Source organism: Pontibacterium granulatum, assembly GCF_029961155.1.
Classification (GTDB): Bacteria; Pseudomonadota; Gammaproteobacteria; order Pseudomonadales; family Balneatricaceae; genus Pontibacterium; species Pontibacterium granulatum.
The window spans coordinates 59,168-72,408 of the sequence record NZ_JASBRH010000014.1; the positions used below are offsets into that span (position 1 = coordinate 59,168).

The following is a 13,241-nucleotide window of genomic DNA, read 5'->3' on the forward strand; positions in this document are numbered from 1 at the left end:
CTATTCTTCGCAGCCTTTTGTGAGGCTTGTCTAAACTGTAGTCAGAAACCTGCGAACTGACGCTCCCGGTGGCCGAATGAACACACAGGTCGATGCGCTGCTGCAGCCCAATGAAGGCGCACAACAGAGCTACTACAACTTCTGCCGACGTTATCTACCTGAGCTGTTGCGACTGGAACAGCTCATCTCGGCCTATGGCAACTCCCTTAAAATCAACGTACTGACGCGCTTGGTGCATAACGATCAGGTGCTGCCGGTGCACGGCGTTGTGATGGGTAACAGCGCGGTAAATGTCCCTGTGGTAGCGTTGGTGGGTGGGGTGCATGGTGTCGAGCGTATCGGTACCCAGATCCTGTTGGCGTTTCTGGAAAATCTCTGTAAACGGTTGCAGTGGGACGCCTCCTTACACGAAGAGCTAAAACATCTGCGCCTGGTGTTTGTACCGCTGTTGAATCCGATCGGTATGGCGCAGGGGTGGCGGGCCAATGGTAATGGCGTGGATCTCATGCGTAACGCTCCGCTGGATGCTCGCGAGTCAGCAGCATGGATGGTTGGGGGGCAGCGCTTTAGCCACCATCTGCCTTGGTATCGTGGTGAGCCGGGTGCGCCGATGCAGTATGAGGCACAGGCTCTCTGTACGTTGGTGGAACAGCAACTGTTTCCAGCGCCGTTCAGTATGGTTTTAGACGTACATTCTGGATTTGGCGTGCGTGATCGCCTCTGGTTTCCCTTTGCGGGCTCCACCGAACCACTGGAACATCTGGCCGAAATCTCTTCCCTCAGTGATCTGCTGGACGAAACCTTTCCCCACCATACCTACCTGATGGAGCCACAGTTTGATCACTACCTTAGTCACGGTGATCTGTGGGACTTTCTCTATCTGCGTTCGCTTGATGCGCCAGAGCGCGTGTTCCTGCCACTTACCCTGGAGATCGGTTCATGGTTGTGGGTGAAGAAGAATCCGCGCCAGATGATCCGTTTCAGTGGCTTGTTTAATCCACTGGTGCCCCATCGCCGACAACGTGCTTTGCGGCGCCATCAGATGTTGCTGGAATTCCTTATGCATGCTGCCCGCTCGGCACCTGCCTGGTTGCCGGAAGGTAAACGCCGAACTCATCAACAGCTCAAAGCGATAAAGGCCTGGTATGACTGACGTGGCAGGTCGCTGGATTCTAATGCGGGGGCTGACCCGGGAGTGTCGGCATTGGGGGGGCTTCACCGAGCTGTTGGCCCAGTCGTTGCCGCACAGCTCTATTGAGTGTATCGATCTGCCCGGTAACGGTGCGCTGTGTAACGAGTGTAGTCCGGATGAGATTGCCGACATTACCGATCGTGTGCGGGCTCAGGGCGCAAAAAACGGTGCGGTTCACCTGCTTGGGCTCTCGATGGGGGGGATGGTTGCCTGTGACTGGGCGTTACGCTATCCCGATGAGGTGCGTGGCCTGGTGCTGATAAACAGCAGTCTGGCCGATCTAAGCCCGGTCTGGCAGCGTATCCGCTGGCAGGTGTGGTGGTCGGTACTCTGTGCTTTTCTGGTGCCGAGGGAGCGGCGAGAACGCATGATCTACCGACTTACGTGCAATGTGCGGGAGGATCACGAGTCCACGCTACAGCAGTGGTTGCGCTACCAGCGGGAGTGCCCGGTGCGGCGGCGGAATTTCCTCTATCAGCTAAAGGCTGCCGCCCACTACCACCTCCCAATCAGTGGCAATCATCTTACACAAGAAGCGTTGATCCTGGCCTCAGGCGGGGATCATTTGGTCAATCCGGCGTGCTCAGAACATCTGGCATCCGCCTTTGGTAACCGGGTACATCTGCACCCCAATGCGGGCCATGACCTGACCCATGACGATCCGCTTTGGGTGGTGGAGCGGATCGCCGAATGGTTGGGCCTGACGGTCGAATCACCGCTGCCACTGTCTGCACCGCGCTAAAACCACTCAAAGCGATGTAACCGCCGCATAAATTCCGCTAAGGTAGTGGGGATTCACATTCTGACAGGGTTGGTCTGGTTATGCTGATACGTGCGATCTGTCTCAGCTTGGTGGCATTGATTGCCGCCTGTTCATCGGTGCAGCCGTCGTCTCAGGCGCTTGATGGCTCGCGTCCCAATACAGGGGTTGCGGTGATGGCACTGACCAAGTCCGGCTTTGATCCCTGGATTGTAAGCTATTCGTTTGAACAGATTGGCGGAGATTACCGCGGAACGCTTGAGATTGAGTCCGAGATGGATGGCCGCATCCACAGCGACTATCCACAATTGCAGGGTAACCTGCAGTTGATTGAGCTGCCGGCCGGGGACTACCGTATTACCGCATGGGAGTTGCGCCGCTGGATGACGGTGCGCCGCTCGAATGTCCCGCTGGATATCCGCTTTCGGGTGTATCCCGAAAAATACACTTACGCCGGTGAGCTGAACCTGGACACCGGCAATGCCCGTATCCTTGAGGAAGGCAGTAGCGGTGTGAGTTTGCGGGTAAAGGCGGGAGCTGAGCGCGATATTCAGTATATACAGCGCAATCATCCCGGCGTGGATTTCCGGCGTTTTCGCATGCGGCAGATGGAGTTTCATTTGCCAACTGCCACTGTGCAGTAGCTAGCGGGTGTTAAAAAGGGCCATCTCAACGTGGCCCTTTTTACGCGGAAGGTATTTCCGTTTGTGCGTCTTGTTTAAAGACTCAGTGTGTAGGTTGTATCACCTAGGCAGCGAGCGGGTCGTCGTGGAAGATATGAACCGATTCGATCAGTGCCTTAGGGCAATGTTTGCGAATCATGTGATGGAACTCAGGCAGGCGTTCTGCCGGTACATCAACCATCATTACGATCTGTCCGTCATCCAGTGCATGTTCATATTTTTCAATCAGAGCGTTTGGTGTATCTTCACCAATCATCTTGCCAAGCCAGCCACCAAATCCGATGCCTAACAGGCTCAGGGTCAGCAATGTACCACCGCCCAGTACCAGTCCGAAAGGCGCGGTTCCCAAAACGGCCAGTCCGGCAATAACGCCAATGGTGCCACCACTGACCATGCCCCAGTCCATATCGGACTCGATCTCAGAGGTTTCCATCTCGGTCGCTTCGTGAATGTTGGCGTCTTGCAGCATCTGATGGTCTCTAGCCACGACATGCATTTTTTCGTCTGGGATATCCATTTTCCGCAGGTCTTCAACGACATTCTGCGCCTGCTCCAGTGTTGGCGCGAGGAATACCAAGCGTTTCATCCCTCACCTCCACTTTCTGTTGCGAGTTGTTTTTATCCTTACGAAAGTAACCAAAGTATAGTCCAGCCGTTGGAATGCGGTAGAAAAGGGTGTTAGGCGACTGTTTATTGCGAGGAAGGGATTGAGCGGAAAAAGACAGGCAAAAAAATACCCGCCGTAGCGGGTATTTTTTATGAGGCTGAAAGCTTAGCCTTCAATGGCTTTCTTAATACGGCTCAGCGCGTCTTCCAGTACTTCCAGGCTGGTTGCGAAGGACAGTCGCATGTTGCCCGGCGCACCGAATGCGGAACCCGGCACCAGCGCAACGCCTGCTTCGTTCAGCAGGAACTCTGCGAGGGCGATGTCGTCTTCAAAGCGGTCATCGTTGTCGATGATCTGCTGGAAGCTTGGGAATGCGTAGAAAGTACCATCCGCTGGGATGCACTCAACGCCGTCAATTGCGTTCAGAGTGTCTACTACGAAGTTATGACGCTCTTTGAATGCTTTAACCATCTCGGCAACGCAATCCTGGGATGCTTCCAGTGCAGCCTGTGCACCTACCTGAGAGATGGAGGTAGGGTTGGAGGTGCTCTGAGACTGGATCTTCTTCATCGCGCCAATCAGCTTCTGCGGGCCAGCCGCATAACCGATACGCCAGCCTGTCATGGAGTAAGCTTTAGATACACCGTTCAGCACGATCGTACGGTCGTACAGTTCAGGGCATGCCATCAGGATGTTGCAGAATGGCTCTTCGGTGAACAGGATGTGCTCGTACATGTCGTCAGTCGCAACCAGTACGTTCGGGTACTTTTTCAGTACTTCACCCAGTGCAACCAGCTCTTCGCGGGTGTACGCAACGCCGGTTGGGTTGGATGGGCTGTTCAGCACAACCAGTTTGGTTTTGTCGGTGATCGCCGCGTCCAGTTGTTCAGCAGTCATCTTGAAACGCTGTTCCTGAGTCGTAGTCACGATCACTGGCACCGCATCAGCAATCTTTACCATGTCCGGGTAAGACACCCAGTATGGCGCAGGGACGATCACTTCGTCGCCTTCGTTCAGCAGCGCCAGGGACAGGTTGAAGAAGCTCTGCTTACCGCCGCAGGACACCAGAATCTGGTTTGGGGCGTAGGTCAGGCCGTTGTCACGTTTCAGTTTTTCAATAATTGCATTCTTCAGGGCTGGAGTGCCGTCTACGGCCGTGTACTTGGTGAAGCCGTTCTGCAGTGCTTCAATGGCAGCCGCTTTAATGTGTTCAGGGGTGTCGAAATCAGGTTCGCCAGCACCCAGGCCAATAATGTTCTTGCCTGCCGCGCGCAGTTCCGCTGCACGGTTAGTTACCGCCAGCGTAGGGGATGGTTTGATGTTGTTGACGCGGTCTGAAAGTTGAACGTCCAATCCTAAAATCCTCTTGAGAGTTCCCGTGTTATATAGGGGAGCCGCTGAAGTATAGTTAATGCAATTTCTTTCGTCTGGCCGCACTTAGTTATCGGCTAGGGGCGAGCGGTCCGGACGCTAAAAATAACTGCAAAAGTATACAGAATAAGCGTTGCGTCTTGTAAGTGTTCGGTGGAGAAAATTAGCACTTTGTCGCAAATAAAGGGGAATGTGTTCCAAAAAGAAACTTTGGTGTATTTAGTAGATCTTTGGGTGCACCGTATCTGGGCACACAGTGTTCTGTTTGTTAAGGAAATAAGACGCGTTTTCACCCCAGCAGATGTTGGCTGAAGGGGGTATAATGTCCGGCTGGTTCAGATTGAGTAGAGACGATGAAAGAGCGCTTTAAGGTTCACTCCAGTTTTCAACCTGCAGGTGATCAGCCCGCAGCGATTGCCGGGCTCGTGGATGGCATTGAGTCGGGCTTGGCTTCGCAGACGTTGCTGGGGGTAACCGGTTCAGGTAAGACTTTTACCGTAGCCAACGTGATTGCCCAGGTACAGCGTCCGACCATTATCATGGCGCACAACAAAACCCTGGCAGCCCAGCTCTACGGCGAGTTCCGGGAGTTTTTCCCGGATAACGCAGTGGAGTACTTCGTCTCCTATTACGATTATTACCAGCCAGAAGCTTATGTTGCCGCATCCGATACCTTTATCGAAAAGGATGCGTCCATCAACGACCATATCGAACAGATGCGTTTATCGGCGACCAAGGCGTTGCTGGAGCGTGATGATGCGATCATTGTGGCCACCGTGTCGGCGATCTACGGTCTGGGTGATCCGCAACAGTATCTGGGTATGATGTTGCATATCGACCGTGGTGACATGATCGATCAGCGCGCCATTCTGCGTCGCCTGGCGGAATTGCAGTACACCCGCAACGATATCGAACTGCACCGTGGTACCTACCGCGTACGTGGTGATGTGATCGATGTGTTTCCGGCGGAATCTGAGAAGGAAGCATTGCGAATCGAGCTGTTTGACGATGAGGTGGAACAGCTCAGTTACTTTGACCCGCTCACTGGAGAGGTGTTGAAGAAGGTCCCGCGTGCCACTGTCTACCCGAAATCTCACTACGTAACACCACGCGAAACGCTGGTGGCGGCTGTGGATAAAATCAAGGATGAGCTGCACGGGCGCTTGAAGCAGCTGCGTGACAACAACAAGTTGGTGGAAGCTCAACGCCTGGAGCAGCGCACGCTCTACGATATGGAGATGATCATGGAGCTGGGTTACTGCTCCGGCATCGAGAACTACTCCCGCTACCTGTCTGGCCGTAATGCCGGCGAAGCGCCCCCGACATTGTTCGACTACCTACCGGACAACGCCCTGTTGGTGATCGACGAATCCCACGTAACCGTGCCCCAGATCGGCGCCATGTACCGTGGTGACCGTAGCCGTAAGGAGACGTTGGTGGAATATGGCTTCCGCCTGCCGTCTGCGTTGGATAACCGTCCGATGAAGTTCGAGGAGTGGGAGGAAAACTCTCCACAGATGATCTTTGTATCGGCAACACCCAGTAAGTACGAAGCGGCAAACCAGCAGCAGGTGGTGGAGCAGGTGGTACGCCCGACCGGTCTGGTTGACCCGGTGGTGGAGATCCGCCCGGCAACCACACAGGTGGATGATCTACTCTCTGAGATCAATAAGGTGGTTGCCAACAAAGAGCGCGTAGTGGTGACCGTTTTGACCAAGCGGATGGCGGAGGATCTGACCGAATATCTGGATGAACACGGTGTGAAGGTGCGTTACCTACACTCGGATATCGATACGGTCGAGCGTGTGGAGATCATCCGTGATCTGCGTACCGGTGAGTTTGATGTGCTGGTGGGGATCAACTTGTTGCGGGAAGGTATCGATATGCCGGAAGTGGCGTTGGTGGCGATACTGGATGCGGACAAAGAGGGGTTCCTGCGCTCCGAAACTTCCATGATCCAGACCATCGGTCGTGCCGCGCGTAACGTGAATGGCCGGGCGATCCTGTATGCCGACAAAGTGACAGGATCCATGCAGCGTGCTATGGACGAGACTGAGCGTCGCCGCCAGAAGCAACTGGCCCACAACGAAGAGCACGGTATCGTGCCGAAAGGTATCAAGAAGTCCGTGGCTGACATTATGGAAGGTGCTTCGACTATTCCGGGCCGCAAGGCGGCTAAGGCCGCGAAGAAAGTGGCTGATAAGGCGGGTGATTACGAGATTGATCCGCAAACCATGAATCCGGCGCAGCAGGCGAAGTTGATGACGGAGCTGGAAGACAAGATGTACGAAGCGGCCAAGAATCTGGAGTTCGAGCTGGCGGCTCATTACCGCGACCAGTTGGAGAAACTGAAACACGGCGGTTGATTGAAGTTGCTCAGGTTCCTGTGCTTGGGGTAATGTGCGTTCAATATTGGATTGTTTTCATGGAGACGAATCATGTGGCGATTAATGGTTCTGATTTTGGCGCTATCCGCATCCTTCAATAGTTTTGCGATGGAGGCAGTAGGCCAGGTTATTCTGAGTTACGGCGATAACCTAGCTGTAAATGCTAAGGGCATAACGCGCGCACTGAAGCGAGGGGCTTATGTCTATGAAAAAGATCGCCTGGAAACAGGCGTGCGAGGGCGCCTTCATATTCGCTTTGCCGATGGTTCCAGGATGAATATGAAGCCAGAGTCAGCATTGCAATTGGCGCAGTTTGAGTTCAAACAACGCAAGCCGGAGCAAGGCAAGGCTGTTTTCCAGCTGTTGCGGGGCGGGTTGCGTACGATTACCGGAAAGATCGGAAAAACAAATCCGGATAACTACAAGTTTCAGACAGTGCTGGCGACGATAGGTATACGCGGCACTGTATACGAAGTGTATATGTGTGATCGCTGTTGTGCCGAAACCCATAATGTCAGCGAGGGGGTTGCGGGCGGTGTCGAACGTGGTGGTATCGATGTGGATACCGCAGTTGGTAAAGCCGAGGTTGATCCGGGGGCGTTCTTTGAACTGACACGAGAATCATCGGCATTGATGGTGAGCAATACACGTCCGGCGATGTTGGCAATTGATGACGTTGGTCCATACATTGCGCCGCAACACCGTACTCAATTACAGCCTCGCTCTTCAGAGCAAATACCAGTAGACGCTGATGCCAAGGCATGCAGTGAGCGGTCGGAACTGGGTGCATTGAACGCGGATATGGCAAAAATTTGGTCACTTTGCGGTGATCAGGGCGCAACCGGTGGTTCCTGATCCCAGTCTTTCAGAACCTCAAAAATAAAAAAAGCTGGTCAGCAGATGCGGACCAGCTTTTTTTGTGTCTGTGTTACCGAATGGGTTAGGCGCGGCTGAGCAGTTCCAGCAGGCCTTTCTTGCCGTTTGGATCTTTTACTGTGATCAGCTCGCCATCTTTCGGGAAGAGCTTGTCACGCAGGCGAGAGAGCCAGAAACGCAGGGCTGCGACTTTCTGCATCTCATGCAGCCACTTGTGCTCCTCTTCGTCCAGTGTACGTATCGCCTGGTAACTGGAGAGCAGGGTGGCTGCCTTCTCGCGGTCGTAGGTCTGGGTTGGCTCGTCGTAACACCATGCGTTCAGCGTCACGGCCAGGTCGTACAGGTAAGGTGCAGAGCAGGCGTGGTAAAAGTCGATCAGGCCGGCCAGGGCGTCGCCATTGAACAGGGCATTGTCCGGGAAAAGGTCCGCATGGATCGGGCCGGTTGGCAGGTTGGTCCACGGCAGCATACCGGCATCCATCACCGCTTCCTGTAGGAGCTGCTTATCTGTGTCATCCAGCTTCGGCAATACGCGGGCGCTCACTTCGCTACACCACTGATACAGATGGGTGTATTCGTCTGCCGCCAGTTGAGACGCGGCCTGGTGGCTGTGCGCGAGGGTGTCGCCGATAACGGCGCATTGTGTCAGGTTTGGTGTGTCCAGTGGGCCGCCGTTGAGGCGACGCATAAAGACGGCAGGGCGATCGTTCAGGCTGCCAAACAGCTCGCCTTGGTTGTTCAGGATCGGTTGTGCAACGTCGAGTTGGCACTCAGCGAGGTGGGCAACAAACCCCAGAATAAAGGGCAGTTTGTCAGCAGAGACGGACTCTACCAGGGTCAGGACGTACTCGCCCTCGCTGGTCGTAACAAAGTAGTTGGTGTTTTCCACACCGGCTTCGATCCCCTGAAAGCTGACCAGCGTACCGATGCTGTATTGCTCCAGATAGGTTTCCAGTTGAGTGGGTTCAACTACCGTATAGATCGACATAAATTTCCTTGGTTTGTTGCGGTCCGTTTCAGCCGTTGGCTGCCTGGTCTTCTGTTGATGTTTCCGGGTGGTGCTGGCTCAGCCATTGCCACAGGCGCTCGGCGCAGTGGTCGCGCACCAGGATATCGTATTCGCGCTGATCGCACGGTTGCATGATGGTGACACCCTCTTCAGCAAGGCGTTTTACGCTGTCGTCGCCGGTGCTGTCATCGCACTGTTGCAGTGTATTGATGGCTGCATCGGACAGGCGCGCATGTACCAGATCACCTTCTGCTTTCAGCGCCAGGTCAGAGCCGAACGTATCCTGCAATGCCTGGGATACTGACAGATGGCTGCCCGGTGGTGGTAGGACCAGCCAACGGGTTTGATTCAGCCACAGAATGGCCAGTGAACCGACGTGGGAGATACGGCTGACCGTCAGCGGCTGTGCCACATCCATCACTTCACCCACTGCGATCAGCAGGGAGAGGTTGTCCGGATCGATATCCAGGTTGAGTTCACCGATAAAGGGGCGTTCGCGCATCATGATGGATGCGACTTCGGCGTTGTTATCGGTCTGAATCGCCAGATTGATGTGGACCAGACGGCTGGTGATGCTTTCTACCGTTCCCATATTACTCCCCTCCGGCAAAGCCAACCGGCTCGCCGCTTGCCTGCATATCCGCGTGGTAAGAAGAGCGTACCATCGGACCGCTGGCCACGTTGCTGAAGCCCAGCTCCATACCGATGGTTTCGTACTCTTTAAACTCCTCTGGTGTTACGTAGCGTTCTACTGCCAGGTGGTGTTTAGTCGGTTGCAGGTACTGGCCGATGGTCAGCATATCCACTCCGTTGGCACGCAGGTCTTTCATTACGGTGATGATTTCGTCTTTTGTCTCACCCAGACCAACCATCAGGCCAGATTTGGTAACCACCTCCGGGTGGAGGCGTTTGTATTGATACAGCAGGTTCAGGGACCAGTGGTAATCGGCACCCGGACGCACGGATTCGTACAGACGTGGCACGGTTTCCAGGTTGTGGTTCAGTACATCAGGTACGTCATCGGAAAGTGCCTCCAGGGCAGCGTCCAGCTTGCCCCGGAAATCCGGCACCAGGATCTCCACGGTCAGGTTTTCGTTGAGGGCACGTGCTTCACGTACAACCTCGGCAAAATGACCCGCGCCGCCATCACGCAGATCGTCTCGATCCACAGAGGTGATAACCGCATAGCGCAGGTTCAGCTTTTGAATAGACTCGGCAACGTGGCGTGGCTCATCTTTATCCAGCGCCATTGGACGACCGTGGGCAACATCGCAGAATGGACAGCGACGTGTACAGATAGCCCCCATGATCATGAACGTTGCGGTGCGCTTGCTGAAGCACTCCGCCAGGTTCGGGCATGAGGCTTCTTCGCACACGGTGTGAAGCTTGAGATCACGCAGCTGCTTCTTCACTTTGTGAACATTGCCGTTGCTGCGTGGATCGATACGAATCCACTCGGGTTTGCGCAGTCGTTTCCGGTTAGGGTCCGGCTTATGGCGCAACTTCGCCATTTTTGACTCGCCTTTAAGTTCAGTTAAAGGAATCATTTCCATTACGTCACCTCCCGGGTGGCTTCTTATTGTTATAAGGAAAAGGCCAGTGACTGGCCTTTTCCTCTATTTTGCAATTGATCGTGATGGGCGGGTGAGTACCGCAGCCTGGGAGTCTTTCGTCAGGCTCCTAGTTTATACAGGGCAGGGCGGGGCGTTTCATGCTTGTTTGCGACGCTCCATGGTTCGTTTCCGAATCCTGCCCGATATTGCTGCTACGACCGACTCACGCCGCCGGTCGGTTAGGGAACCTTCGAATAAGTCCGAGACTTTCTCTGCGGTCGATAAAACAGCTTAATGCGCGAAAGGAAGCACAGTGGAATGACTATTCATTTCCAAGCTTCCTGACAAAGCAGAAAGCTGTTTTAGCGCCCGCCCTTCGGGGCATTCAGAGCAATCCGATCTCTGCGTTAGCGATTTTCGCCAGGCAACCAGCATGGCTGTAACCGCTGCCTTGATCTCGAATAGCTCTGAATGCCAGAGGTGTTTCGGACTTGTTCGCAGGTTCCTTAGCCGCGGTAGTAACGCTGCTCGATGAACGGCATGCGGGATACAGTCATAGGCAGTTTCTTACCACGTACTTCTGCGTATACCACAGTGTCCAGTGCGCTGAATGCGGTTTCTACGTACGCCATTGCGACTGGCTTGCCTACTGTAGGACCGAACGTACCGCTGGTTACGGTACCGATCTTGTTACCGTCCGCGTCGAACAGCTCAGTGCCTTCACGCACAGGTGCACGACCTTCGCCCAGCAGACCTACACGTTTGCGGGTCCAATCTTTGTTTGCGATCTGGCCCAGGATCTTCTCTTCACCCGGGAAGCCGCCCGCACGCTCACCGTCAGCGCGACGGCACTTGGAGATCGCCCAGATCAGGCTGCCTTCCAGAGGTGTGGTGGTTGTGTCGATGTCGTTGCCGTACAGGCACAGACCGGATTCCAGACGCAGGGAGTCACGTGCACCCAGACCGATCGCTTCGATTTCTGGTTGTTCCAGGAACAGGCGGCACAGGCGCTCAGCGTCGGCGGTAGGGATAGAGATTTCGAAACCGTCTTCACCGGTGTAACCGGAGCGGGAAACGAAGCAGTCGACACCGTCGATCTTCATCTGGCGGGAGTCCATGAAAACCATGTCAGCTACTTCCGGTGCCAGACGTGCGATTGCAGCTGCAGCGGTTGGGCCCTGAACAGCAACCAGCGCGCGGTCGTCCAGAACTTCCAGCTCAACGCCTTCACCCAGGTTTGCCTGCATGTGCGCGATGTCCTGGTCTTTGCATGCTGCGTTAACAACAACGTAGATCCAGTCACCGTAGTTGGTCACCATCAGGTCGTCCATGATGCCGCCATCTTCGTTGGTGAACAGCGCGTAGCGCTGTTTGCCCGCTGGCAGGTCGATGATGTCGACTGGGACCAGTTTTTCCAGCGCTGCCGCAGCGTTTTCGCCGCTCAACTTCACCTGTCCCATATGGGAAACATCAAACAGGCCCGCTTGGTCACGGGTGTGCAAGTGCTCCTTCTTTACGCCCAGTGGGTACTGAACAGGCATTTCGTAGCCAGCGAAAGGAACCATTTTACCGCCGAGCTCAACGTGAAGATCAAACAGTGGAGTTTTCTTCAGTGCGCCTTGTGTTTCAGCCATATCGAACCTCATCAGTTTTTTATTCGTGGGGGAGAAGGTGTGTCCCGGTGGCCTGGTGGCCACCGGACGGCTGGAGCAAAAGGCCGATTGTGCGCCAGCCATAGACACAAAAAACTGCTACCCGCTTGTTTCTATAAATAGGTAGATATGATCAAAAGAGATCATAAGTTTCCAATAGGAAACAACTTAGACCAAGAGGAAACTCCATGCAAGTGATTTTTTTTACATGAATTCGACTAATAGATGCAGATATATGCATCCGGTGGGTAACTTATTGCGCGATATGGGAAAACTGAGGAACAGGATTCTGTGCTCAGCAGGCAGACAAAAAAAATGCCGTCGTAGGATGAACCCACGATGGCACTTCAGGAAGAATAGTTAAAGTATATGTTAGAACCTGCCGGAGGGGAATATCTTCACTTCACTCAAGCAGTGCTCAGTATTTCGCTTTAGGCGGTCACCCAGATGACTTCCGCATCCTGCTCGCTGGTGGATACCAGAGCGTGGCCCATTTCACAGTCATAATAAGCGGAGTCGCCTTCGAACAGCTCGATTGGCTCGTAAAACTCTGTATAAAACAGAAGCGAGCCCTTCAATACATAGAGGAACTCTTCGCCGTCATGGCGCACCCACTCAGGGTATTCATCAAATGAGCGTGCGTGTACCACGGTGCGAAACGGGACCATCTTCTTACTGGTCAGCTGTGTCGCAAGCAGTTCGTGCTCATAAGTCGGCGTAGGGTGCGGTGTGCCTTCGCCGCAGCGGGTAATATCACGGCGGCCACCGGCACCTGAGCTGCGCTTAGGCTGGGTGAAAAGCTGAGGCATGTCGATGCCTAAGCCCTTCACCAGCTTGTTGACCGCGGAAAAGGTTGGAGAGATCTGTTCGTTTTCGATTTTGGACAGCGTAGAGCGTGCAAGACCGGTACGTTTACTGGCTTCTTCCAGCGTCAGATTCTGGCTCAGGCGGATTTCGCGTACACGCTTACCCAGCTGCAGCGGCTCCACTGCAGCTTCCGCATTGCCTTCGGCGCGGGCGATTTCTATTTTTTCTTCTCGTAAGAAGTGTGGTTCGTCGGACATTTGTAGCTCACTCCTTAGCACCCGGCATTTCTTAATTCGGGTTACTGTTTCCAAAAATGTTACACAAGCCCCCGTCTCTTTGAAAGG

Annotated in this window: 12 protein-coding genes; 5 read left to right on the plus strand and 7 right to left on the minus strand. The window is 54.3% G+C overall.

Annotation, left to right across the window (positions count from 1 at the left end):
- Positions 1-76 precede the first annotated feature (76 nt).
- The 3 genes from QKW35_RS13840 to QKW35_RS13850 all read left to right on the plus strand — a co-directional run bounded on the left by QKW35_RS13840 (position 77) and on the right by QKW35_RS13850 (position 2,596).
- Positions 77-1,153 (plus strand): M14 family zinc carboxypeptidase, encoded by a 1,077-nt coding sequence (locus tag QKW35_RS13840; protein WP_282353975.1) that lies wholly within the window; start codon positions 77-79, stop codon positions 1,151-1,153.
- On the plus strand, positions 1,146-1,934 hold the full coding sequence (locus QKW35_RS13845; RefSeq protein WP_282353976.1) for an alpha/beta fold hydrolase: 789 nt from the start codon (positions 1,146-1,148) through the stop codon (positions 1,932-1,934). The genes QKW35_RS13840 and QKW35_RS13845 overlap by 8 nt, the downstream gene beginning before the upstream one ends.
- Before the next feature lie 80 nt (positions 1,935-2,014).
- Positions 2,015-2,596, plus strand: coding sequence for a hypothetical protein (locus tag QKW35_RS13850; RefSeq protein ID WP_282353977.1), 582 nt, complete (start codon positions 2,015-2,017; stop codon positions 2,594-2,596).
- Positions 2,597-2,699: 103 nt separating this feature from the next.
- Here QKW35_RS13850 and QKW35_RS13855 read toward each other — a convergent pair whose 3' ends face one another.
- Together QKW35_RS13855 and QKW35_RS13860 are read right to left on the minus strand one after the other, a co-directional pair.
- Positions 2,700-3,221 (minus strand): hypothetical protein, encoded by a 522-nt coding sequence (locus QKW35_RS13855; RefSeq protein ID WP_282353978.1) that lies wholly within the window; start codon positions 3,219-3,221, stop codon positions 2,700-2,702.
- 186 nt (positions 3,222-3,407) lie between these two features.
- Complete coding sequence (locus tag QKW35_RS13860) at positions 3,408-4,595, minus strand: pyridoxal phosphate-dependent aminotransferase (RefSeq protein ID WP_282353982.1); 1,188 nt, start codon at positions 4,593-4,595, stop codon at positions 3,408-3,410.
- Positions 4,596-4,966: 371 nt separating this feature from the next.
- Here QKW35_RS13860 and uvrB point away from each other — a divergent pair, with 371 nt between their 5' ends.
- Both uvrB and QKW35_RS13870 read left to right on the plus strand, forming a co-directional pair.
- Complete coding sequence (gene uvrB, locus QKW35_RS13865) at positions 4,967-6,979, plus strand: excinuclease ABC subunit UvrB (protein ID WP_282353985.1); 2,013 nt, start codon at positions 4,967-4,969, stop codon at positions 6,977-6,979.
- Positions 6,980-7,051: 72 nt separating this feature from the next.
- Positions 7,052-7,855: a FecR family protein gene (locus tag QKW35_RS13870; RefSeq protein WP_282353986.1), complete on the plus strand. Its 804-nt coding sequence runs from the start codon at positions 7,052-7,054 to the stop codon at positions 7,853-7,855.
- Positions 7,856-7,940: 85 nt separating this feature from the next.
- Here the strand turns inward: QKW35_RS13870 and QKW35_RS13875 are convergent, their stop codons facing one another.
- From QKW35_RS13875 to QKW35_RS13895, 5 genes are all read right to left on the minus strand, one after another.
- Complete coding sequence (locus QKW35_RS13875) at positions 7,941-8,864, minus strand: homoserine kinase (protein ID WP_282353988.1); 924 nt, start codon at positions 8,862-8,864, stop codon at positions 7,941-7,943.
- Between the two features lie 28 nt (positions 8,865-8,892).
- Positions 8,893-9,477 carry an aminomethyltransferase family protein gene (locus QKW35_RS13880; RefSeq protein WP_282353990.1) on the minus strand — a complete coding sequence of 195 codons (585 nt, stop codon included), beginning with the start codon at positions 9,475-9,477 and terminating at the stop codon, positions 8,893-8,895.
- A 1-nt stretch (position 9,478) separates the two neighbouring features.
- Positions 9,479-10,438, minus strand: a complete 960-nt coding sequence (lipA, locus tag QKW35_RS13885) for a lipoyl synthase (RefSeq protein ID WP_282353991.1) — start codon at positions 10,436-10,438, stop codon at positions 9,479-9,481.
- A 506-nt stretch (positions 10,439-10,944) separates the two neighbouring features.
- The gene (gcvT, locus tag QKW35_RS13890) at positions 10,945-12,072 is read right to left on the minus strand and encodes a glycine cleavage system aminomethyltransferase GcvT (RefSeq protein ID WP_282353992.1); all 1,128 of its coding nucleotides are present in this window, start codon (positions 12,070-12,072) and stop codon (positions 10,945-10,947) included.
- Positions 12,073-12,521: 449 nt separating this feature from the next.
- Positions 12,522-13,154: a helix-turn-helix domain-containing protein gene (locus QKW35_RS13895; RefSeq protein ID WP_282353993.1), complete on the minus strand. Its 633-nt coding sequence runs from the start codon at positions 13,152-13,154 to the stop codon at positions 12,522-12,524.
- Between the last annotated feature and the right edge of the window lie 87 nt (positions 13,155-13,241).